At 72.1% G+C, this 23,100-nt stretch carries 17 protein-coding genes; 11 read left to right on the top strand and 6 right to left on the bottom strand.

The window, feature by feature from the left end:
- Window positions 1–42 precede the first annotated feature (42 nt).
- The 9 genes from LXM50_RS18760 (at window position 43) to LXM50_RS12220 (ending at window position 12,502) form a co-directional block, all read left to right on the top strand.
- Window positions 43–132: a potassium-transporting ATPase subunit F gene (locus LXM50_RS18760; protein WP_233311593.1), complete on the top strand. Its 90-nt coding sequence runs from the start codon at window positions 43–45 to the stop codon at window positions 130–132.
- Window positions 132–1,817, top strand: coding sequence for a potassium-transporting ATPase subunit KdpA (gene kdpA / locus LXM50_RS12185; RefSeq protein WP_233311594.1), 1,686 nt, complete (start codon window positions 132–134; stop codon window positions 1,815–1,817). Before LXM50_RS18760 ends, kdpA begins: the two co-directional genes overlap by 1 nt.
- The gene (gene kdpB / locus LXM50_RS12190; RefSeq protein ID WP_233311595.1) at window positions 1,814–4,093 is read left to right on the top strand and encodes a potassium-transporting ATPase subunit KdpB; all 2,280 of its coding nucleotides are present in this window, start codon (window positions 1,814–1,816) and stop codon (window positions 4,091–4,093) included. Before kdpA ends, kdpB begins: the two co-directional genes overlap by 4 nt.
- Window positions 4,094–4,113: 20 nt before the next feature.
- The gene (gene kdpC, locus LXM50_RS12195; protein ID WP_233311596.1) at window positions 4,114–4,755 is read left to right on the top strand and encodes a potassium-transporting ATPase subunit KdpC; all 642 of its coding nucleotides are present in this window, start codon (window positions 4,114–4,116) and stop codon (window positions 4,753–4,755) included.
- 41 nt (window positions 4,756–4,796) lie between these two features.
- On the top strand, window positions 4,797–7,607 hold the full coding sequence (locus LXM50_RS12200; RefSeq protein WP_233311748.1) for an ATP-binding protein: 2,811 nt from the start codon (window positions 4,797–4,799) through the stop codon (window positions 7,605–7,607).
- Window positions 7,604–8,284, top strand: a complete 681-nt coding sequence (locus tag LXM50_RS12205) for a response regulator (RefSeq protein ID WP_233311597.1) — start codon at window positions 7,604–7,606, stop codon at window positions 8,282–8,284. Before LXM50_RS12200 ends, LXM50_RS12205 begins: the two co-directional genes overlap by 4 nt.
- A gap of 144 nt (window positions 8,285–8,428) precedes the next feature.
- Complete coding sequence (locus LXM50_RS12210; RefSeq protein ID WP_233311598.1) at window positions 8,429–9,931, top strand: APC family permease; 1,503 nt, start codon at window positions 8,429–8,431, stop codon at window positions 9,929–9,931.
- On the top strand, window positions 9,928–10,827 hold the full coding sequence (locus tag LXM50_RS12215; protein ID WP_233311599.1) for a universal stress protein: 900 nt from the start codon (window positions 9,928–9,930) through the stop codon (window positions 10,825–10,827). The genes LXM50_RS12210 and LXM50_RS12215 overlap by 4 nt, the downstream gene beginning before the upstream one ends.
- Before the next feature lie 40 nt (window positions 10,828–10,867).
- The gene (locus LXM50_RS12220; RefSeq protein ID WP_233311600.1) at window positions 10,868–12,502 is read left to right on the top strand and encodes an NAD(P)/FAD-dependent oxidoreductase; all 1,635 of its coding nucleotides are present in this window, start codon (window positions 10,868–10,870) and stop codon (window positions 12,500–12,502) included.
- Window positions 12,503–12,674: 172 nt separating this feature from the next.
- On the opposite strand, the gene LXM50_RS12225 is transcribed toward LXM50_RS12220, so the two are convergent.
- From LXM50_RS12225 to LXM50_RS12235, 3 genes are all read right to left on the bottom strand, one after another.
- Window positions 12,675–14,783, bottom strand: coding sequence for an iron ABC transporter permease (locus tag LXM50_RS12225; protein ID WP_233311749.1), 2,109 nt, complete (start codon window positions 14,781–14,783; stop codon window positions 12,675–12,677).
- A 19-nt stretch (window positions 14,784–14,802) separates the two neighbouring features.
- Complete coding sequence (locus LXM50_RS12230) at window positions 14,803–15,828, bottom strand: iron-siderophore ABC transporter substrate-binding protein (protein WP_233311601.1); 1,026 nt, start codon at window positions 15,826–15,828, stop codon at window positions 14,803–14,805.
- 147 nt (window positions 15,829–15,975) lie between these two features.
- Window positions 15,976–16,830, bottom strand: coding sequence for an ABC transporter ATP-binding protein (locus LXM50_RS12235; protein ID WP_233311602.1), 855 nt, complete (start codon window positions 16,828–16,830; stop codon window positions 15,976–15,978).
- Between the two features lie 30 nt (window positions 16,831–16,860).
- On the opposite strand from LXM50_RS12235, the gene LXM50_RS12240 reads away from it, so the two are divergent.
- On the top strand, window positions 16,861–17,829 hold the full coding sequence (locus tag LXM50_RS12240; RefSeq protein WP_233311603.1) for a siderophore-interacting protein: 969 nt from the start codon (window positions 16,861–16,863) through the stop codon (window positions 17,827–17,829).
- Window positions 17,830–17,993: 164 nt separating this feature from the next.
- Here LXM50_RS12240 and LXM50_RS12245 read toward each other — a convergent pair whose 3' ends face one another.
- The gene (locus LXM50_RS12245) at window positions 17,994–18,824 is read right to left on the bottom strand and encodes an oxidoreductase (RefSeq protein WP_233311604.1); all 831 of its coding nucleotides are present in this window, start codon (window positions 18,822–18,824) and stop codon (window positions 17,994–17,996) included.
- A 110-nt stretch (window positions 18,825–18,934) separates the two neighbouring features.
- On the opposite strand from LXM50_RS12245, the gene LXM50_RS12250 reads away from it, so the two are divergent.
- Complete coding sequence (locus LXM50_RS12250) at window positions 18,935–19,603, top strand: TetR/AcrR family transcriptional regulator (RefSeq protein ID WP_233311605.1); 669 nt, start codon at window positions 18,935–18,937, stop codon at window positions 19,601–19,603.
- 29 nt (window positions 19,604–19,632) lie between these two features.
- Here the strand turns inward: LXM50_RS12250 and LXM50_RS18765 are convergent, their stop codons facing one another.
- On the bottom strand, window positions 19,633–22,701 hold the full coding sequence (locus LXM50_RS18765) for an AAA family ATPase (RefSeq protein ID WP_308192526.1): 3,069 nt from the start codon (window positions 22,699–22,701) through the stop codon (window positions 19,633–19,635).
- Window positions 22,698–23,027, bottom strand: coding sequence for a hypothetical protein (locus LXM50_RS12265; protein ID WP_233311606.1), 330 nt, complete (start codon window positions 23,025–23,027; stop codon window positions 22,698–22,700). The genes LXM50_RS18765 and LXM50_RS12265 overlap by 4 nt, the downstream gene beginning before the upstream one ends.
- Window positions 23,028–23,100: the final 73 nt, after the last annotated feature.

Genomic DNA, 23,100 nt, shown 5'->3' on the forward strand with positions numbered 1-23,100 from the left:
TTTCGCCCTGGTCGCGCTGATCGCGAAGGGGGTGGAGAAGCTGTGATCGTCATCGAGATCGTGGCCGCCGCCCTCGCGATCGCCGCGATCGGCTACCTCGTGGTCGCCCTCGTCGCCCCGGAGAAGTTCTGATGGGCGCGGCGGGCATCTGGCTCGGCGTGCTCCAGGCCGCCACCCTCATCGCCGTCCTCGTGCTGTTGTACCGCCCTCTCGGCGACTACATGGCCCGGGTCTACACCGGCTCCCGTCATCTGCGCGTGGAGCGCGGCATCTACCGCCTGATCGGCGTGGACGCGTCGTCCGAGCAGACCTGGCGGGCCTACGCGCGCAGCGTCCTCGCGTTCTCCGTCGTCGGCATGCTGCTGCTGTACCTGCTCCAGCGCGTGCAGCAGCTCCTGCCGCTCTCGCTCGGCCTGCCCGCCGTGCCGGAGGGGCTGGCGTTCAACACCGCCGCCTCGTTCGTCGCCAACACCAACTGGCAGTCCTACTCCCCCGAGCAGACCATGGGCCACCTGGTGCAGCTCGCGGGCCTCGCCGTGCAGAACTTCACCTCGGCCGCAGTCGGGATCGCGATCGCGATCGCCCTCGTCCGCGGCTTCGCCCGCCGCGGCAGCGCCACGATCGGCAACTTCTGGGTCGATCTCATCCGCGGCCTGATCCGGCTGCTGCTGCCCCTCGCCGTGCTCTCCGCCCTTGCGCTCATCCTGGGCGGCGTGGCTCAGAACCTCTCCGGGTTCACCGACGTGCACACGGTCGCGGGCGCCGCGCAGTCGATCCCCGGCGGGCCCGTCGCGTCGCAGGAGGCCATCAAGCTCCTCGGCACGAACGGCGGCGGCTTCTACAACGCGAACTCCGCGCACCCCTTCGAGAACCCGACCCCGTGGACGAACCTGCTCGAGATCCTCCTGATCCTCGCGATCCCGTTCGCACTGCCCCGCACATTCGGCCGGATCGTCGGCGACCACCGCCAGGGCTACGCGATCGCCGCGGTCATGGGCACGATCTTCCTGGTCTCGCTGTTCGCGCTCAGTGCCCTCGAGATCGGCGGCGGGGGCACCGCCACGCAGGCTGCGGGAGCAGCGATGGAGGGCAAGGAGCAGCGCTTCGGGATCCTCGGATCGGCCCTGTTCGGCACCGCGTCCACCCTCACCTCCACCGGCGCCGTTAACGCCATGCACGATTCGTTCACGCCGCTCGGCGGGATGATGCCGATGATCAACATGATGCTCGGCGAGGTCGCCCCCGGCGGCGTCGGATCCGGCCTGTACGGCATGCTCATCCTCGCGGTGATCGCTGTGTTCGTCGGCGGCCTGCTCGTCGGCCGCACCCCGGAATACCTGGGCAAGCGCCTCGGCCCGCGTGAGATCAAGCTCGCCAGCCTCTACATCCTGGTCACGCCGACCCTCGTGCTCGCCGGCACCGCGCTCAGCTTCGCGATCCCGCCGATCCGCGCCGACGTGGAGAAGACGTCGATCCTCAACCCGGGCCCGCACGGGCTCAGCGAGGTGCTCTACGCCTTCACCTCGGCGGCGAACAACAACGGATCCGCCTTCGCCGGCCTCACCGCGAACACGCCCTGGCTGAACACAGCACTCGGCGTCGCGATGCTGCTCGGACGGTTCATCCCGATCATGTTCGTGCTCGCGCTGGCCGGATCCCTGGCCCAGCAGCAGCACGTGCCGGAGACGGCGGGCACCCTGCCCACCCATCGCCCGCAGTTCGTGGGGCTCCTCATCGCGGTCTCCGTCGTGGTCACCGCCCTCACCTACTTCCCCGTGCTCACGCTCGGGCCGCTCGCAGAAGGACTCGTCCGATGACCGTCGTCGACACTCCGCTCACCCACCCCGCTCCCGAACCCGCATCAGGCAGCGGATCACCGAAGCGCCCGCAGCGCGCCTTCGGCTGGAGCCAGCTCGTCCAGGCGCTGCCCGGAGCCCTGCGTCGACTGAACCCCGCCCGGCTGCTGCGCAACCCCGTGATTCTGCTCGTCTGGGCCGGGGCCGCGGTCACGACCGTGCTCGCGATCGCCGAGCCGTTCCTGGGATCCGGGGCCGCCGAGTCCGGCGGAACCCCGGTGCCGAACGGGTTCACCTGGTCGATCGCGGTGTGGCTCTGGCTCACCGTGCTGTTCGCGAACCTCGCCGAGTCGGTCGCAGAGGGGCGCGGCAAGGCGCAGGCGGCGACGCTGCGCAAGACCCGCACGAGCACGATGGCCCGCCGCGTGACCGGCTACGACGCGGCGGTGGATCCGTCCGCCGAGCGCGCCGCGACCGAGGAGGTCTCCTCGTCCGACCTGCGCCGGGACGACGTCGTGGTCGTGGTCGCGGGTGAGTCGATCCCCGGAGACGGCGACATCGTCGCGGGCATCGCGACCGTCGACGAGTCCGCCATCACGGGGGAGAGCGCCCCGGTGGTGCGCGAGTCGGGCGGCGACCGCAGCGCGGTCACGGGCGGCACGCGGGTGCTGTCGGACCGGATCGTGGTGCGGATCACGTCCAAGCCCGGCGAGACGTTCGTCGACCGCATGATCGCCCTCGTGGAAGGGGCGGACCGCCAGCGCACGCCCAACGAGATCGCGCTGAACATCCTGCTCGCGAGTCTGTCGATCGTGTTCCTCGTGGTCGTGCTGGCCCTCAACCCCATCGCGTCCTACTCGGCGTCACCGGTGAGCATCCCCGTGCTGATCGCCCTGCTCGTCTGCCTCATCCCGACCACGATCGGCGCCCTGCTGAGCGCGATCGGCATCGCCGGTATGGACCGGCTCGTGCAGCGCAACGTGCTCGCGATGTCGGGCCGCGCGGTCGAAGCCGCCGGCGACGTCACGACGCTGCTGCTCGACAAGACCGGCACCATCACCTACGGCAACCGCCGTGCCACCGACGTGCGACCGGTCGGCGGGGTCTCCGCCGAGGAGCTGCTGCAGGCCGCCGCACTGTCCTCGCTCGCCGATCCGACACCCGAGGGAGCCTCGATCGTCGAGCTCGCCGCCGCCCGCGGCATCGCCGTCGCCACCCCCGAGGGTGCCGAGACCGTGCCCTTCACCGCCCAGACCCGCATGAGCGGCGTCGACCTCGCCGACGGATCCCGGATCCGCAAGGGTGCGGGCTCGGCGATCCGCGCCTGGATCGAGGCGGAGGGCTCCGGTGACGCCGCGGCGGCCGCTCAGGCCGCGGGATTCGCCGACGAGATCGCCGCCTCGGGCGGCACCCCCCTCGTGGTGGCCGTCGCCACCACAGGGTCGTTGAGCGAGGACGGCGAAGCCGACCGAGACGAAACGCGGCACCCCGACGAAGGCGGCGTTTCGTCTCGCGCCGACTCCGTCGGTGCTCGCTCAACGACCCCGGGAGGGAGCACCAGGATCCTCGGCGTCGTGCATCTCAAGGACGTGGTCAAGGAGGGTCTGGCCGAGCGCTTCGGCGAGCTGCGCAGCATGGGCATCCGCACCGTGATGATCACGGGCGACAACCCGCTCACAGCGAAGGCGATCGCCGCCGAGGCCGGTGTCGACGACTACCTCGCAGAGGCCACCCCGGAGGACAAGCTCGCCCTCATCCGCCGCGAGCAGGAGGGCGGCCGCCTCGTCGCGATGACCGGAGACGGCACGAACGACGCCCCCGCGCTCGCTCAGGCCGACGTCGGCGTCGCGATGAACACCGGCACTTCGGCGGCCAAGGAGGCCGGGAACATGGTCGACCTCGACTCGGATCCGACCAAGCTCATCGACATCGTGCGCATCGGCAAGCAGCTGCTCATCACCCGCGGGGCACTCACCACGTTCTCGCTCGCGAACGACATCGCCAAGTACTTCGCCATCATCCCGGCGATGTTCATGGGTGCGTTCCCGGGGCTCGCGGCGCTCAACATCATGCAGTTGCACTCGCCGGCGTCCGCGGTGACGAGCGCGATCGTCTTCAACGCGATCGTGATCGTCTTCCTCATCCCGCTCGCCCTGCGCGGCGTCAGGTACAAGCCGGCCAGCGCCTCGCAGATCCTGCAGCGCAACCTGCTCGTCTACGGCGTCGGCGGCGTGATCCTCCCGTTCGTCGGCATCAAGCTCATCGACCTCGTCGTCGCCCTCATCCCCGGCTTCTGACCCTCAAAGGAACGCACACCATGTCGAACCTCCGCGGCACCGTCCGCCTCACCGGCGTCGCCGTCCGCGCGATGCTCGTGCTCACCCTCGTCCTCGGGGTCGGGTACACCCTCGCGATCACCGGCATCGGCCAGCTCGCGCTGCCCTGGCAGTCGAACGGATCCCTCGTCGACGCGAAGGGGAACCCCACCGGCGGCTGGGCCGGCGGCGAAGCCGCCGCCGGCAGCGCGCTGATCGGGCAGTCCTTCACCGATGCGAAGGGCGATGCGCTGCCGCAGTACTTCCAGCCCCGTCCGTCCGCGGCGGGCAAGGACGGCTACGACCCCACCGCGTCGGGCGGCAGCAACCTCGGACCGAACGACCCCGACCTGGTGAAGGCGATCGGCGAGCGCCGTGCGGCCATCGCCGACCGTGAGCACGTCGCCGAGTCCGCGATCCCCGCCGACGCCCTCACCGCCTCGGCGTCGGGTCTGGATCCGCAGATCAGCCCGGCCTACGCGCTGCTGCAGGTGAACCGGGTCGCCGAGGCGCGCGGACTTTCCGCCTCCGCCGTGCGCTCGCTGGTGGAGTCTAGGATTCAAACGCGCGATGCGGGCTTCCTCGGCGAAGAGCGGGTGAACGTGCTCGCGCTGAACCAGGCCCTCGACGCCCTGCCGCGGTGACACGCGGCGACGAGAGGGCACGTGCAGTGAGCGAGGCGATGATGGGCGCGAGGCGCGAGGGCGGATCCGGCTCCCGCGGGCGCCTGCGCGTGCTCCTGGGCGCGGCGCCCGGCGTGGGCAAGACCTACGAGATGCTCGGCGAGGGCCGACGCCTCGCCGAGGCCGGGCGCGACGTGGTGATCGGGATCGTGGAGACGCACGGCCGCGAGGCGACGCTCGCGCAGACCCGCGGCATCGAGGAGGTGCCGCGCCGAGCGGTGTCGCATCGCGGGGTGCAGCTCGACGAGCTCGACGTCGACGCGGTGCTCGCCCGCCGGCCCGCACTCGCGCTCATCGACGAGATGGCGCACACCAACGCGCCCGGATCCCGCAACGGCAAGCGCTGGCAGGACGTGCAGGAGCTGCTGGACGCCGGCATCGACGTGATCACCACCGTGAACGTGCAGCACATCGAATCGCTCAACGCCGTGGTCGAGAAGATCACGGGCGTCGTGCAGCAGGAGACCGTGCCGGACGCGGTGATCCGCGACGCGGACGAGGTGGAGGTCGTCGACCTCGCCCCGCAGACCCTGCGCGACCGGCTGTCCGCGGGCCAGGTGTATCCGGCCGAGCGCATCGACGCGGCGCTGTCGAACTACTTCCGCCTGGGCAACCTCACGGCGCTGCGCGAGCTGGCGCTGCTGTGGCTGGCCGACGAGGTGGACAACGCTCTGCGCAGCTACCGCACCCAGCACGGCATCGACAGCGCCTGGCAGGCCCGCGAGCGCGTGGTCGTCGCCCTCACCGGCGGCCCCGAGGGCGAGACCCTGCTGCGCCGGGGCGCGAGGATAGCGGCGCGCTCGGCCGGCGGCGAGCTGCTCGCGGTGCACGTCACCACGCAGGACGGCCTGCGCGGCGATCGCCCCGGTGCCCTCAGCGCCCAGCGCGGTCTCGTGGAGTCGCTCGGCGGCAGCTATCACCAGCTCGTGGGCGACGACGTGCCGGGCACCCTGGTCGAGTTCGCGCAGTCGGTCGACGCGAGCCAGCTCGTGATCGGCGTGAGCCGGCGCTCGCGCCTCTCCGCGGCCCTCACGGGGCCGGGCATCGGCGCGGAGATCATCCGCCGTTCCGGTGACATCGACGTGCACATCGTGACCCACGCCGCGGCCGGACGTCGGGGACCGCTCCCGTCGATCAGCGGCGGGGCGCTGGGATGGCGGCGCCAGCTCATCGGCTTCGCCGTGGCGCTGGTCGGCGGACCGCTGCTGTCCTGGCTGCTGTTCGCGCTCAAAGCACCCGGGTCCATCACCACCGACGTGCTCAGCTACCAGCTCCTGGTCGTCGTGGTGGCCCTCATCGGCGGGCTGCGCCCCGCGCTGTTCGCGGCCGTGCTGAGCGGATTCACGCTGGACTTCCTCTTCGTCGAACCGCTTTTCACGGTCACGATCGCGGATCCGCTGCACGCCCTCGCGCTCGCCCTCTACGTCGTGATCGCGGTGCTCGTGAGCATCGTCGTGGACCAGGCGGCTCGACGCGCCCGCGCCGCTCAGCGTGCGGCCGGTGAGGCCGAGCTGCTCGCGGCCGTCGCCGGCAACGTGCTGCGCGGGGACAGCGCCCCCACCGCCCTCGTCGCGCGGGCGCGCGAGGCGTTCGGGCTGAGCGGCATCCGGCTGCTCTCCCCCGACGGTGCGGTGATCGCCGCGGACGGAGAGCCGCTCGGCGGCAATGTCGCCGGAGGGGATCCGGACCACGCCGCGGACGACGCGGACGACGTGGCGCACCCTTCGGTCGACCGCGAGACCGAACCTCGGTCCCGAGACCGAGGTTCGGATCGTCGGTCTCGCAGCGGAGGTTCGGTCTCGCGGCCATCCGGCGCGCCGGCCGGCGGCGGCCGACAGGATCCGCAGGTCGAGACCGTGCCCGTCGGCATCGGCGCGGACGGACAGCCGCGCGCGGTCCTCGAGCTGCACGGGGCGGATCTCGACGCCGCGGGCCGCCGCCTGCTCGACGCGATCGTGGCGCAGCTCGCCGCCGCGATCGAGCACACCGATCTGCGCGAGACGGCGAGCCACGCCGCGGTCCTCGCCGAGACGGATCAGGTGCGCAGCGCCCTGCTCTCCGCCCTCAGCCACGACCTGCGCCGGCCTCTCGCCGCCGCCGTCGCCGCCGTCGGCGGGCTCCGCAGCGCGCACCGCCTCTCGGCGGAGGACCGCGCCGAGCTCGTCGAGACCGCGGATGAGAGCCTCGCCACCCTGTCGCGCCTGGTCACGGATCTGCTCGATGTCAGCCGTGTGCAGGCCGGGGTGCTGGCGGTGTCACTGGGCCGCGTGGACGCCGCAGGCGGCGTGGTCTCGGCACTCGACGAGCTGTCGCTCGGGCCCGCGGACGTCGAGCTCGCCCTGGATCCGGCGCTGCCCGGCCTCCGCGCGGATCCGGTGCTGCTGCAGCGCGTGCTCGTGAACCTGCTCACCAACGCGGTGCGCCACTCCCCGGCCGGCGAGCGCGTGATCGTGTCGACGAGCCGGCTCGGCGAGCGCGCCGAGATCCGGGTCGCGGACCGCGGCGAGGGCATCCCCGAGGATCAGCGCGAGAGCGCGTTCCTGCCCTTCCAGCGGCACGGCGACACCGACAACACGACCGGCCTCGGTCTGGGTCTCGCCCTGTCCCGGGGTTTCGCCGAGGGCATGGGCGGTACGCTGACGGCCGAGGACACCCCCGGCGGCGGTCTCACGATGGTGGTGTCGCTGCCGCTCGCCGAAGCCCCCGCCGGTTTCGAGGAGCAGAGTCTGCTCGGTTTCGACGCCGGAACGGACGAACATCGCTCCTCGAACACTGACAGCGCCAGCCCCGCGACGGACGGAGACCCGCGATGAAACTGCTCGTGGCCGACGACGACCCGCAGCTCGTGCGCGCCCTGCGGATCACGCTCGCCGCGCACGGCTACGAGGTGATCGCCGCTGGAGACGGCGCCGCCGCGATCGCGATGGCCGCCCAGGCCCACCCCGACATCGTGCTGCTCGATCTCGGGATGCCGAAGCTCGACGGGATCGCGGTGATCGAGGCGCTGCGCGGCTGGAGCGACGTGCCGATCCTGGTCGTTTCGGGACGGACCGGATCCGCCGACAAGGTCGAGGCGCTCGACGCGGGCGCCGACGACTACGTGACCAAGCCGTTCCAGATCGACGAGCTGCTCGCGCGACTGCGCGCCCTCGCCCGCCGCCGCGGCGGAGCACCGGCCGAGTCGTCGGTGGCGTTCGGCGAGGTCGAGGTGGATCTGGCGGCAAAGGCCGTGACGCGCGGCGGATCCCGCGTGCACCTCACGCCGACGGAGTGGCAGATCCTGGAGCATCTGGCCCGCCACCCCGGCGCGCTCGTCACCCGGCAGGAGCTGCTGCGCGAGATCTGGGGCACCGAGCAGATCACCGACACCGGATATCTGCGGCTGTACCTGTCACAGCTGCGCAAGAAGCTCGAGCGCACCCCCAGCGCGCCGGAACACCTGCTCACCGAGCAGGGCATGGGCTACCGCCTGGTGCTGGACCCGGCCTGATCCGCGCGCACTGACAAGCGACCGAGCCCGGCAGTCTGAGATCCCAGACAGCCTCCTTCGGAGAGCCGTTGGTATCGCTCTCGTCGAGTGCCAGCATGAGGCAACGGCGGTCGAAGACGCCCGCCACCGGCCTTTGGGAGCCCCATGTCCACCAATCACACCCCGTCCTTCGGACGACAGCTGGTGCGTCGCAAGCCGATCATCTTTCAGCGCCGGCACCATCAGGGCGAGGAGCTGTCCCGCAATCTGGGCACGTTCCAGCTGATGATGTTCGGGGTCGGCGCCACCGTCGGCACCGGTGTCTTCTTCGTCCTCAGCAGCGCGGTCCCCCTGGCGGGACCGGCGGTCATCCTCTCCTTCCTGCTCGCGGCGATCGCCGCCGGGTTGTCAGCGCTGTGCTACGCCGAGCTCGCCTCGGCGATCCCGGTCAGCGGATCGAGCTACTCGTACACGTATCACGCGCTGGGCGAGGGGCCGGCGGTCCTGGTCGGCGGTGCGGTGCTGCTCGAGTACGGCCTCGCCGTCTCGGCCGTCGCGGTCGGATGGAGCGGCTACTTCAACGAGCTGCTGCTCCAGCTGTTCCACTTCGAGCTGCCGACGGCGCTGTCACTGACGTTCATCCCGAACCCCGACGGATCCCCGAACGGCGGGTTCATCAACCTGCCCGCCGTGGTGCTGATCGGCCTGTGCATGCTGCTGCTGATCCGGGGCGCGTCGGAGTCCGCGACGGTGAACGCGATCATGGTGTGCATCAAGCTCGGCGTGCTGCTGCTGTTCGTGGTCCTCGCGTTCACCGCGTTCAACTCCGACCACTTCGCGAACTTCTTCGGGCAGGCGTCCGGGATCAGCGGCGCGGCGGGTGTGATCTTCTTCTCCTACATCGGACTCGACGCGGTCGCCACCGCGTCCGAGGAGGTGCGCAACCCGCAGAAGGCGATCCCCCGCGCGATCATCGGCGCGCTGCTGATCGTCACCGTGATCTACGTCCTGGTTTCCGTCGCGGGCCTCGCCGCCGAGCCCGCCGGCTGGTTCGCGACGAAGGAGGCCGGCGAGGCCGGCCTGGCGAAGATCCTGCTGAACGTGACCGGGAACCCGATCTGGCCGATCATCCTGTCCGCGGGTGCGGTGATCTCCGTGTTCTCGGTGACGCTGGTCACCCTCTACGGCCAGACCCGCATCCTGTTCTCCATCTCCCGCGACGGCATGGTCTCGAAGAAGTTCGAGCGCGTCAGCCCGCGGTTCGGCACCCCGGTCTTCAACACCCTCACGGTGTCGATCATCGTCGCCCTCGTCGCCGGGTTCGTGCCGGCGGACTACCTGTGGGACAGCGTCTCGTTCGGCACGCTGGTCGCGTTCAGCATCGTCGCGATCTCCCTGATGGTCCTGCGCCGCACCCACCCCGAGATCGAACGGCCGTACAAAGTCCCGTTCGGCCCGTGGGTCGTGCCGATCCTCACCGTCCTGGTGTGCGTGTACGTGCTGACCCAGCTGCAGCCCATCACCTGGATCATCTGCGTGAGCTGGCTCGTGATCGTGTTCCTGTTCTATGTCCTCTACGGGCGCCGCAAGGCCACGCTGAACACCTACACCTCCGACGAGGAGATCTCCGAACCCATCCACCCCGAACTCGAGGATCAGAGCAAGTGACCTACCTCGTCGGCTACGGCCCCCACAACAACGACCGCTCCGCCATCGAACTCGCCTGCCAGTTCGCACGCTCCGAGCCACAGCCGGTCCGCGCCGTGTCCGTCGTCCCCCAGGGATGGCGCACCCCGCTCGCCGGCGGCACGGACCGGGAGTTCGAGGACTGGGCGGCGAGCGAGGGCGAGATCACCGCCGAGGAGGCGCGCGCCGACCTCGCACAGCACCCCGGCGTCGACGGCACCGCGGTCTGGGTGAGCGGGCGCTCCGTGCCGCAGGCCCTCGTCGAACAGGCGACGGAGCACGAGGCGCGGATGCTCGTCGTCGGCTCGAGCGGCGACGCCGAGCCCGGCCGCATCAGGCTCAGCTCGAAGACCGACCGGCTCGTGCACTCGTCGCCGATCCCCGTGGCCATCGCGCCGCGGGGCTACCGCACCGACAGCGGCGTGAACCGCGTCACGGTCGCGTTCCGCGACGACGACGCGAGCTGGTCGCTGCTCACCGGCGTCGCCGAGATCTGTCGGCGCACAGGGGCGCGGCTGCGCGTGGTGACCTTCGTCGTCGCTCCGCCCCGCCGTCCCGTGACGTCCCGGATGGGCCACGCCGAGACCCAGGTGATCGACCTGTGGCGGATGCAGGCGGGCAACGCTCAGCACGATGCGGAGGAGTTCCTGCGCTCGCAGGGCTTCGACGACGACACGCTCACGTTCACGATCGCCGAGGGATCCGATTGGGCCCGCGCGATCCGCCGGCTCGACTGGGAGGAGGGCGACATCCTCGCCATCGGCTCCTCGTCGACGCATCCGATCGCCCGCGTGTTCCTGGGATCCAGTGCGGCCAAGATCATCCGCTATGCGCCGGTCCCCGTCGTCGCCGTGCCCGGTGCGGCGACGACCGAGTGAGCCGGATCCGCCTGTCCGCCGCGACGAACGAGGACCTCCCATGCCCGACGACAAGACCCCCGACTACGACGCCGTCATCGTCGGAGGGGGCCACAACGGACTGACCGCCGCGGCCTATCTGGCCCAGGCCGGCCGCCGCGTGCTCGTGCTCGAGCGCGACGACCACGTCGGCGGGGCGGCCGTGTCCGCGCAGGCGTTCGAGGGCGTCGACGCGCGGCTGTCCCGCTACGCGTACCTGGTGAGCCTGCTGCCGCAGCGGATCATCGACGATCTGGGGCTGGACATCAGCCTGGTCCGGCGGCGCTACTCGTCGTACACGCCGGATCCGCTCGACCCGACCCGCGGCCTGCTCGTCGACCGCGCGGCGGACGCCGAGGGGGCCAGGGCCGACTTCGCCCGCGCCGGGGTCACGGCCTCCGACCTGGCCGCCTGGGGCGAGTTCTCCGACGAGACCCGGCGGATCGCGGAGGCGCTGTTCCCGACCCTGACCGAGCCGCTGCCGACGCGCGCTGCGGCGAAGGCGCTCCTCGGCGACGACGAGGTCTGGGACGCGTTCATCGAGCGCCCGCTCGGCGCGACGATCGACGCGCGGTTCCGCAGCGACCTGGTGCGCGGTGTCGTCGCGACCGACGGGCTGATCGGGACCTTCACGAGCCTCGACGATCCGGCGCTCGACGCGAACCGGTGCTTCCTGTACCACGTGATCGGCGGCGGCACGGGCGATTGGGACGTGCCGGTCGGCGGCATGGGCGCGGTCTCGGGCGAGATCGCCCGGGCCGCCGCGTCCGCCGGCGCGACCGTGCTGACCGGGGCCGAGGCGCTGTCCGTCGTCCCCGCGTCGGAGGCCGGCCTCGCGACCGTGCAGTACCGCCACGACGGCGAGCTGCGCACCGTCGCCGCCCGCACGATCCTCTCGAATGTCGCGCCCGCCGTGCTCGACCGGCTGCTCGGCGACGCCGCGGCGATCGACAGGCCCGGCTTCGCGGATGGCGCCGTCGTCGTCCGCCCCGAGGGCGCACAGGCGAAGGTGAACCTGTTCCTGACCCGGCTGCCGAAGCTGCGCGACGAGACCGTCGCGCCCGAGGCGGCGTTCGCGGGGACCTTCCACATCAACGAGCTCGGCGTGCAGCTGCAGGCCGCCTTCGAGCGCGCGGAGACGGGTGAGCTCCCGGATCCGATGCCGTGCGAGATCTACTGCCACACGCTGAGCGATCGGACGATCCTGGGCGAGTCGCTCCGCGACACCCCCGCGCAGACGCTCACCCTGTTCGGCCTGCACGTGCCGGACCGCCTCGTCGACCGGATCGGCAACGACGAGCTGCGGGACCGGATCCGCACCGCGGTGCTCGCCTCGCTGAACTCGGTCCTCGCGGAGCCGATCGAGGACGTCCTCGCCATCGACGCGACGGGGAAGCCGTGCATCGAGGTCAAGACGACGCGCGACCTGGAGGAGGCGCTCGCGATGCCGGGCGGCAACATCTTCCACGGCCCGCTGTCCTGGCCCTGGGCCGAGGACGACGCGGAGCTCGGCACCCCCGCCCAGCGCTGGGGTGTGGCGACCCGCTTCCCGGACGTGCTGCTGTGCGGATCCGGCGCGGTCCGCGGCGGCGCGGTCTCGGGCATCGGCGGGCACAACGCCGCGATGGCGGTGCTCGAGGCCGACGCCGCAGGCTGAGCCGACCGGAAATGGTTGAGCGAGCACCGGCGCAGCCGGCGCGAGGCGAAACGCCGCACCCTCTCAGCTGACCGCGTTTCGTCTCGGTCGGCTTCGCCGTCCTCGCTCAACGACCCCGGAAAGTCGGCTTCGCCGTCCTCGCTCAACGACCCCGGAGGGGGGAGGCCCGGCCTCACACGTCGCGGGAGCGCCAGAGCAGCCAGACGAAGTACGGAGCGCCGAGGACCGCGACCACGAGCCCGGCGGGCAGCTGCGCCGGCGCGATGACCGTGCGGCCCACCGCGTCCGCGAGACCCACCAGCACCGCCCCCAGCAGTACCGCGACCGGCAGCACGCGCGCGTGCCGGCCGCCGACCAGGGCGCGCGCGGCGTGCGGGGCGACGAGCCCGACGAATCCGATCACGCCGACGGCCACCACGCTGAACGCCGCGAGGAGCGCGGCCACCGCGAGGATCAGCAGGCGCGAGCGCTCGAGCTTCACGCCGAGCGCGCGGGGGGTGTCCTCGTCGAGGGCGAGCAGATCCAGTTCCCGATTGCGCATCAGCACCACGGGCAGCGCGATCAGCAGCACGACGGCCAGCGGCACGACCTGCTCCCAGATCCGGCCGTACGTCGTGCCGCTCAGCCAGGTGTAGATCTTCGGTGTGTCGAACGGGCTCGCCCGCAGCAGCACGAACGAGGTGAGCGCGACCGCCGCCGACGAGACGCCGAGCCCGATGAGGATGAACCGGTCCGCGCTGAGCCCGCCACGCCAGGCCAGCAGGTACACGAGTGCGAACGCCGCGATCGCGCCGACCACCGCCGCCACGAGCATGCCGAACGTCGAGGCCGCAGCGCTCGTCACCACGAGCACCGCGCCGAGGCCCGCGCCGCCCGTGATGCCGAGCAGGCCCGGATCGGCGAGCGGATTGCGGCTCACGGCCTGCGTCAGGCACCCGGCGAGCGCGAGCGCCGCACCCGCCGTGACGGCGGCGATCACCCGCGGCGCCCGCTCGTCCAGCGCGAACGCGATCTGCGGCGGCGCCTGACCCTGCAGCCAGAGCAGCACGTCGCCGGTGAGCAGCGGCGTCGCACCGAGCAGCAGGCCGCCGACGCTGACGGCGACAACCAGCACGGCCGAGATCGCGAGCATGAGCCGGAAGCGCAGCGGCCCTCGTACCCCGAACCGGATCGACGGCGGCCGCCGTGTGGGCCCGGAGTCGCGCAACCGGCGCGCCATCACCACGAGCACGACGGATCCGAGCACCGTCGTCGCCACGCCCGTGGGCACGGCGATCGCACCCTCAGCCCCGATGACGAGCCGCAGCAGAGCGTCGGCGAGGATCACCACGAGCGCGCCGATGAGTCCGGAGGCGGGTAGCAGCAGCGCGTGTCGGCCGAGCCCCGGCACGACCCGCACCAGCAGGCGGGCGAGCACGGGCGCGCACAGTCCGACGAACCCGAGCGGACCGGCGAGGGTGACGGCGGTCGCGGTCAGCAGCACCGCCAGCAGGATCCCGAGGATGCGCGTCGAACGGATCCGCACGCCCAGGGATGCGGCCAGGTCGTCACCGAGCGCGAGGACGTCCAGTCGGCGGGCGAGCAGCAGCGCCAGCAGTCCGGCGACCACGACGACCGGCGCCGCGCGCAGGAACGCGTCCAGCCCGAGCTGGGACAGGCTGCCGCTCCCCCAGGCGAGCAGTCCCTTGGTCTGCTCGCTGAACAGGATCAGCAGCGCCGAGGTCGCGGCCTGGAAGGCCAGGGCCAGCGCGGATCCGGCGAGCACGAGCCGGGTCGTCGAGGATCCGGCGCCTCCCGCGAGCCCCAGCACGATCACCGCGGCGACCAGCCCGCCGGCGAATGCGACGATCCCCGACGCCCAGAACGGGATCGAGATCCCGAACGCGGCGACCGCGGTGATCGCGAGGTACGAACCCGCCGTCACACCGAGCGTGTCGGGAGAGGCCAGGGCGTTGCGCGCCAGCGACTGCATGAGCAGGCCGGCCATGCCGAGCGCGATGCCCACGGCCACGCCGGCGGCGAGCCGGGGTAGGCGCGCGCCGAGCAGGATGTCGGGGTTCGCCCAGACCGCGCCGCTCGTACCTTGAGTGAGGTGCCAACCCGCGGCGGCGGCGAGCGCGATGGCGAGCAGGACCAGCACCCCGACGGCACCGAGGCGCGCCCGGACGCCGGACGCGGGGCTCCCGCCCGCTCCGGTCGTCGCCCGCGCGTCTGCGCGCGCCCCGGCCGGCGATCCCGGCACCTCCGCCGTGATCGCCGATCCCTGCTCTTCCACCCGCATCGTGCTCACCGCCACCGGCTCACTTGCGGAACGCGTCGACGTACGCGTCGGCGATCTTCTCGGCCGAGCGCGGCCCGCCGAACGTCCAGATCCCGGTGGGGAACGCGTGGATCCGCTTCTCCTTGACCGCCGGGATCGAGGCCCAGGCCGGGTTCTTCTCGGCTGCGGCGATGAAGCTGTCGCTGTCGGGATCGTCGGTGCCGGTGTGCAGCAGAGTGGCGGATCCGACCGTGGTCATGCCCTCGACGTCGGTGCTGCCGAGTCCGTATGCGGGATCGGTCTCGCCCTTCCAGACGTTCGTGAGACCCAGCTCGCCGCCGATCGCGCCGATCAGCGATCCGGTGCCGAACGGACGCAGCGACACCGTGCCGCCGTCCACCCAGCCGTCGAAGTAGACGAAGTCGGTGCTGGAGGGCTTCGCCGCGGCGAGCGTCTTCTTCGCCTCCGCGAGGTGGTTCTTCATCTCCGTCGCGACGTCCGCGGCCCGCTCGGTGCGACCGGTGGCCTGCGCGATGAGGTCGAAGGTCGCGAGCAGCTGCTTCACCGGATCCTTCGCGTCGGCGCCGACCGTGACGAGCACCGGCACGCCGTACTTCTCGAGCTGGCCGATGATCGCGTCATCGCGGGTCTGCGCCTCGACGATGACGAGGTCGGGCTTGGTCTGGAACAGCGCGTCGAGGTTGGGCTCCTGGCGGGTGCCCACGTCCTTCACGCCCTCGGGGAGAGTCTCGGCCTTGTCCCACTGTCGATAGCCGGCCGCGTCGGCCACGGCGACGGGTGTCACGCACAGGGTGAGCGCGTCCTCGACCTGCTGCCACTCCAGCACGGCGACGCGCTCCGCGGGCTTGTCGAGCTTCACGGTGCGGCCGAGGGCGTCGGTCATGGTGACGGGCCCCGTGGACGTCGCCGTGGCATCGGTCGCGCACTCGGCGCTCGCGGCGGGGGCGGCGCTGCCGGTGGGCGCGGCGACGGAGGTCGTTCCGCAGCCGGCGAGGGCGAGGGTGCTCGCGGCGAGCAGCGAGAGGACGGCGAGGGGCTTGCGCATGGTTCTCCAGGGTCGGTGGGGTGCGGGGTCGAGGGTGGTCGAGGACAGAGGCCCGGTTCGGCGGATCCGACGCCCGGGCCGCGAGGCGGCGGCGCGGTGCAGTGAGGCGGCCCGGCGGCGGACGCGGTGCCAGGGCTCCGGCCCGCGTCAGGCGAGTTGCGGTTCGCGGGCGAGGCGGCGGGCGCTGTGCCGGCCTCGCGGTATCACCCGCACGCGGCCGTCGTCGAGCGCGGTGTCGATGCGCAGCCCGTAGGCGGCCGACAGGTTCTCGCCGGTGAGCACTTCGGCGGGGGTGCCGAAGGCGCGCACACGACCGTCGTGCAGGAGCACCACCCGGTCCGCGACCGCGGCGGCGTGGTCGAGGTCGTGCAGCACGACGCCCAGCGCCGTGCCCGCGTCGGCGAGGTCGCGGATGAGGTCGAGCGTCTCGATCTGGTAGCGCAGGTCGAGGTGGTTGGTGGGTTCGTCGAGCAGCAGGATCGGCGTGGTCTGCGCGAGCGCAGTGGCCAGCCAGACGCGCTGCAGCTCCCCTCCGGAGAGCTCGTCCACCGGGCGGGCGCCCATGGCGCCCAGGCCCGTGAGCGCCAGCGCACGGTCGATGGCGGTGCGGTCCTCGTCGCGCAGACCCGAGAACCGGCCCCGATGCGGGTGCCGGCCGAACGCGACGACGTCGCGCACCTCCAGGCCGGAGGGGTGCGGCCGCGACTGCGACAGCATCGCGACGGTGCGCGCGAACTCCTTCGCATCCAGTGCGGCGGCGTCCCGGCGGGTGCCGTCGGCGTCGATGTGCACGGATCCGGCCTGCATGCGGTGCAGCCGCGCGATGGCCCGCAAGGCCGTCGACTTGCCGCTGCCGTTCGGGCCGATGAGCGCCGTGACGGTCCCCGGACGAAGGGCCAGCGCGACGTCGTGCACGACGGGTGTGCGGCCGTAGTGCAGCGTGAGGCCCTCCGCCTCGAGCCCGGACGGGGCGGAGGCGACGGAGAGGATCCGATTCGTCATGTTAGGGGAGCCTAACCTATCCTTGAGGGCGTGTCACATCATCCCTACCGGACCTACCGCACCACCGTCGCCCGCCGCGAGCAGCTGTCTCCGAACTTCCTGCGGATGACGCTGACCGGCCCCGATCTCGTGCATTTCGGCACGGCGGGCCTCGATCAGCGCATCAAGCTCGTGCTGCCGCTGCCCGACGGATCCTTCACCGATGTCGGCCAGTTCGACGAATCGGTCGGCATGATGGAGTGGTATCGCCGGTGGCGAGAACTCCCCGATGAGATGCGCAATCCGATCCGCACCTACACGATCCGCGCGGTACGGCCGCAGAGTCGCGAGATCGACGTCGACTTCGTGCTGCACGGCACGGAGGGGCCCGCGTCCGCCTGGGCCTCGGCCGCCGCGCCGGGCGCACCGCTGGTCGTGATCGGTCCCGATGCGCGCGCCGACGAGACCGGAGGGCTGGAGTGGAATCCGGGTGACGCCGACTCCGTTCTCATCGCCGGCGACGAGACCGCCGTGCCGGCGATCTGCGCGATCGTCGAGTCGCTGCCCGCGCACGTCACCGGATCCGTCTACATCGAGGTGCCCACCGAGGCCGACGCCCTGCCGCTCGCCGCACCCGAGGGCGTCGCGGTCCGGTGGCTGGCCCGCGGGAGCGCGGCGCACGGGCTGCGGCTGAGCGCGGCCGTGCACGCCTGGGGTGAGACACGGGCCGTCGAGAGCACGCCGCCGGCCGGCGCCGCAGCCACGTCCGGCGCCGCAGGTCCCGCCGCGCCCGGAGCGGGGCTCGACGCGGCCGCGGGGGCGGAACTCGCGGATCCGAACGAGGACGACGTGCTCTGGGAGGTTCCGGAGGCCACCATCGGATCCTGCTACGCCTGGCTCGCCGGGGAGGCGTCGACGATCACCGCACTGCGCCGGCATCTCGTGCGCGGCCTCGGCATCGACCGCCGCTCCGTCGCATTCATGGGCTACTGGCGCCGGGGTCGGGCCGAGGCTGCCTGAGAGCGCCACCCCATTCCGACGCCGACGTCCGCCTCATGATCGCCCCATGCCCGCGAGACCGAACCTCCGTCCCGAGACCGACGATCTGAGACGCGGTCTCGGGGTGGAGGTTCGGTCTCGCGGTCGGAGCGCGAGCCGAGGGCGCAGCGCGGATCCGCGGGGCGTCAGGCGGAGACGGCGCGCTGGATGAGGCGGTCGAAGACCCGCGTGGGCAGGATCCGGCGCGCGAGTACGAGCGGCTTCGCACCGAACCCGATGCGATAGCGAGGGCGCGGACGCCGCGCCGTCGCCGCCCTCACGATCGCCCGTGCGACGACATCGGGCGAGGAGGTCAGACGAGCATCCGGGCGCGAGCTGTTGCCGAGGGCGTTCGCGACCGCCTCCGCCTGCGCCCGGTACGGACCGTCGCCGGAGGTCTCGAGCACGGTGGCCGCGGCGATCGCGCCCCACTCGGTGCGGATGGATCCAGGCTGAACCACGACGACGTCGATGCCGAACGGCCCGAGCTCCATGCGCAGCGCGTCGCTGATCGCCTCGACCGCGTACTTGCTGGCGTGGTACCAGGCTCCGAGCGGTGTCGTGAAGTTCCCGCCCATCGAGGAGATGTTGATGATCGTCCCGCTGCGCTGGGCGCGCAGCTGCGGCAGCACGAGCCGCGCCATCCGGGCGAGGCCCAGCACGTTCACGTCGAGTTGCGCCTGCGCCTCGGCGAGCGGCACGTCCTCCAGCGCACCGTACGATCCATAACCCGCATTGTTCACCAGGACGTCGATCCGCCCCTGCTCGGCGAGGATCCGCTCGACCGCGACGCGCGCGGAGGCGTCATCGGTCACGTCGAGGGCGATCGTGCGGATGCCCGCCCGCTCCAGCCCGGCCATCCGGTCCACCCGTCGCGCGGCCGCGTAGACGATGAACCCGGCGTCCTTCAAGTGGCGCGCGGCGGACTCCCCGATTCCGGACGAGGCCCCCGTGACCAGTGCGACCTTTGCTCCCATGGCGACTTCTCCCGCTCTCCTCGCGTCCGCGTTCGTATCGGACCGATGGTCTCTAAGATAAAGAACCATTGGTCCCTTGTCAAGAGACCGCCAGTCTGTAGAATCGCGGGATGACCACGTTCCAGCGCGCGCGCACCGAGGAGCAGCGTGAGGTCCGGCGGCGGGCGATCCTCGACACCGCCGCCGCGATGCTCACGGAACTACCCCTGGCCGACGTGAGCCTGAACGAGCTGAGCCGCCGCGTGGGCCTGGCCAAGTCGAACGTGCTGCGCTATTTCGAGTCGAGGGAGGCGGTGCTCCTCGACCTGCTGGGCGAGCAGGCGGCGGAGCTGTTCGCCGAGGTGCACGCCTCGCTCCCGGGAGCGATCGACGCCCGCGACGACGTCCGCCGCCGTGTCGCCGCCACGGCGTCCGTGCTCGCATCCGCCTTCGCCCGGCACGAGATGCTCTGCGAGCTCATCGCCGCGCAGGCCGGGGTCCTGGAGCACAACGTCACCACCGACACGATCGTCAGGTTCAAGCGGAACGGCTATGAAGCACTCGCGCGCTTCGGCGCACTGGTGCGTCAGGTGATCCCGGAGCTGACCGAGCCGCAGGCGGACGAGGCGGCGCGATCGATCCTGATCGCCGTGGGCGGGTACTGGACGCACACGCATCCGCCCCAGGCCGTGCACGACGCCTACGCGCTCGACGCGACGCTGGTGTTCCTCCCCGAGCAGTTCCAGGGATCCCTCGCCCGGATCATCGAGGTGCTGATCCTCGGGACGCTCGCCGCCTGACGTTCGCCGCCTGACGCACGCGGCCGGCCTCAGCGAATCCGCTGGGCGACGGCGGCCTCCGTGCGGCTGGAGACTCCGAGCTTGCGCAGGATCGCGGAGACGTGCACGCTCGCGGTCTTGCCGCTGATGAACAGCCGCTCGCCGATCTGACGGTTGCTGAGCCCCTCGGCGATGAGGTCGAGCACCTGCTGCTCGCGCGCCGTGAGCTCGATGCTCTCCGCGGTGTGCGCACCGCGCGTCGCGGCGCGGTTGAGCCCCGCCGCGTCCATGAACTCCGTGGTGCGGCGGCGCAGCCGGTCGTGGCCCAGCCCCTCCGCGATCGCGGCAGCCTCGGTCACCAGCTCGACGGCGGTCGTCCTGTCGCCCTCCGCCACGAGCACTCGGGCGCGCTCCAGCCGGACGAGCGGGCGGAAGACAGCGGGCACGTCCTCACCGTCGACGAGCACGACGGCCGCCTCGAGCCGTTCCGGATCCGCGTCCAGCAGAGCCGTGAGCACGGCGGCCCAGTGCGGGTGCTGCAGCTCGGCGGGCAGGGAGAGCCATCGTGTGCGCACGAGCTCGGCCGTCGCGTCGGCGAGCGCGCCGTGTCCGTCGGCGCGGAGGTCGGCGACGACCCGCCCGCCCTCGAGCAGGATCCGCCCCATCAGGGCGAGCCGCTGACCCGGATCCTCGATCACGATGCGCAGCTCCGCGGCGGCGCGTACCGAGTCGCCGAGTCCGAGGGCGATGAGGATCTCGACGTCGTGCAGCGAGTACCAGACCTGCCGCTCCACGGCCGCGACGCCCTCGGCGATCGAGCGCCACTCGCCGAGCACACGGACGGCCTCGTCCATCTCGCCGCGCCAGGCCAGCGCCCGGATCCGCGACATCGTCGAGTACATCCGGAAGACCTGCAGCGTGCGCACGGCGAGGTCCCGCGCGGAGATCTCCTCCACCCGGTCGATCTCGCCGAGCTCGAGGAGGGGTTCGACCATGTTGTGCGACAGGATCGCACCGGTCGACCGCTCGACGCCGAGCGTCCGCGAATGCGCGACACCGGCCTCGGCCACCTCGACCGCCTCACGGAAGCGGCCGAGCATGTTGAGGCTGTCGGCGTAGTTGACGCGATAGCGCAGCTGGGCGTCGTGATCGGCCGCGTGCTCCCAGGACAGTCGGAAATCGGCGAGACCGGCAGCGACCTCTCCGAGATGGATCCGGCTGCAGCCGCGCAGATTCGCGGCGACGGACATCACGTTGTCGAAGCCGATCGACTCCGCCAGCCGGAACGCCTCGTCAGCGGTCGCGACGGCGTCCTCCAGCCGTGCGCCGATGAGGTAGCGGCCCGCGAGATAGCCGAGCAGGGCGGCCCTCAGTCGCTCCTGGCCCGGCTCGGACTCGACGATCGCGAGCGCCTCGAGGAACAGGTCGGCAGACCCGCCGCGGCCGAGATTCTGCAGGTAGAGCGCCTTGTCGCGCAGCAGCCGCGCATGCACCGAACGGTCGACGACCGCGGGGTCGATCTCGTCGAGGGCGAGCGAGACCACGGCGAGCGCGCGCTCCCCGTCGCCGCCGTTGCGCAGGATGGATCCGACCTGGGCGAGCAGGGGGATCCGCTCGATGCCGGCGACCTCCGCCGGGTCGGGCACCTGCTCCCACAGTTCCAGGGCGAGTTCGCCGAAGCGTGCCGCGGTCGAGAAGGCGTAGCTGTTCTTCGCCTCCTGCATCGCGGTGACCGCCGCCGCGAGCGCACGCGGGGAGTCGTGGGCGCGGTGCCAGTGGAACGCGAGGGTCGACGGCGCCGCGCCGGCCGCCTCCAGGGCGTCGGCATAGGCCCAGTGCAGGCGAGCGCGCTCACCGGGCAGCAGGTCGTCGTGCACGGCTTCGCGCAGCAGCGCGTGCCGGAACCCGTAGCTCTCCCGATCCGCGACCCCGACGATGCCGGCTCCCATGGCCTCGCGGACGGCCTCGTCGAGGCGCTCGTCGCCGAAGCCGGCGAGCGTGGCCAGCAGGTCGTGGGAGATCGCCCCGTCGGATCCCGAGGCGACCCGCACCACGCGCTTCGCGTCGTCGCCGAGGGCGTCGAATCGGGCGAGGAGGACATCCCGCAGCGTGTCGGGCATCGGGCCCTGCACGTTGCAGAGCAGCTCTTCGACGAAGAACGGCACGCCCTCGCTGCGCTCCATGAGCTTGGCCAGGCCGACGTCGCCCACCGGTCCGCGCAGGCGCTGCACGAGATCGCGCACGGCGTTCGCGTCCAGGCGGTCGAGGGTCACGCGGTCGAGGAGGCGGGCGCGCTCGGCCTCGGCGAGGAACGTGCGCACCGCTCCGCCGCGGCGCACCTCGTCGATGCGGCAGGTGAGCAGGAACAGCACGGGGCGGCCTGCGAGGGCTCGGAGCAGGAAGGACAGCATCGACAGGGTCGCGGCGTCAGCCCAGTGCAGGTCTTCGATCACGACCACCACCGGACGGACGGACGCGGCCGCCTCCAGCAGGTTCGCGATCGTCTCGCGCAGCCCCTCGGGGCGGATCGTCGAGCGATCGACCGGACCGACGGCGCGCTCGGGCAGCAGCAGCTGCAGGGCGTCGCGGCCCGGCCCCGCTGCCTCGTCGGCGCGGTCACCGAGTTCGTCGAGCACCCCGCGCAGGATCGCCGGGAGCGGGCCGAAGGGCGCCGGCGTGGATCCGTAGTCCAGGCACCAGCCGGTCAGCACCGTGGCCTCGTCCGCCACGCGGCGGCGGAACTCCGCCGTCAGCCGGGACTTGCCGATGCCCGCCTCACCGCCGACGAGCACGGAGGCGGACTCGCCGGCACCGGCACGGCGCAGAGCGTCGTCGAGGAGCGCGAGTTCGGCATCGCGCCCGACCATGGCGGCCGACGTGGTGGCGAGGGACATGTCTTCATCGTGCCATCCGCCACGGACATCGGGCGCCGCCGTGCGGGCGGCGCCGCTCTCGGCAGAACCGGCGGCGTCGGCGGCGGACGCGGAAGAGCCTCCCGACGGCAGCGGATCCTGTGCCGGATCCGTCGTCGGGAGGCTCTTGCGTTCGGGGGCGCCCGCAGTCGATGACAGGGCGGGCGCCGTGGCGGTGGGCACCGGGACGGGCGCCGCTTCGCTCATGCGGCGTGCGAGACGCAGCCGACGAGCTCGCGGTCGCGGGTCTCGTCCGACGCGGAGACGAGCTCCGCGATCTGCGTGGTGGGGGCGACCGCGGAAGCCGCGGGGGTGGCCACGGCCGTCTCGGCCTCGCGCGTCTCGACCGCGGGGGCCGGCACGACCGCGGCACGGCGGGCCTGCAGACGACGCAGCGCGCGGCGCAGGATCCCGTCGCGGCGGACGATCAGGTCGGCGTTCTCCGCGGCCATCCTGGCGCGCTCGGCGCGGATCGCGGCCTGCTCGAGCTCCAGCGTGGTGATGCGGTAGCTCATCGCGTAGTTCAGTTCCATGATGTCTCCTTCTCCGGTACTCATACGCTCGTCGCTAAGGCACCCTGCCCCCATCGGGCAGATGCCCTAACTT

It is taken from the genome of Microbacterium sp. Au-Mic1, assembly GCF_021341785.1.
GTDB lineage: Bacteria > Actinomycetota > Actinomycetes > Actinomycetales > Microbacteriaceae > Microbacterium.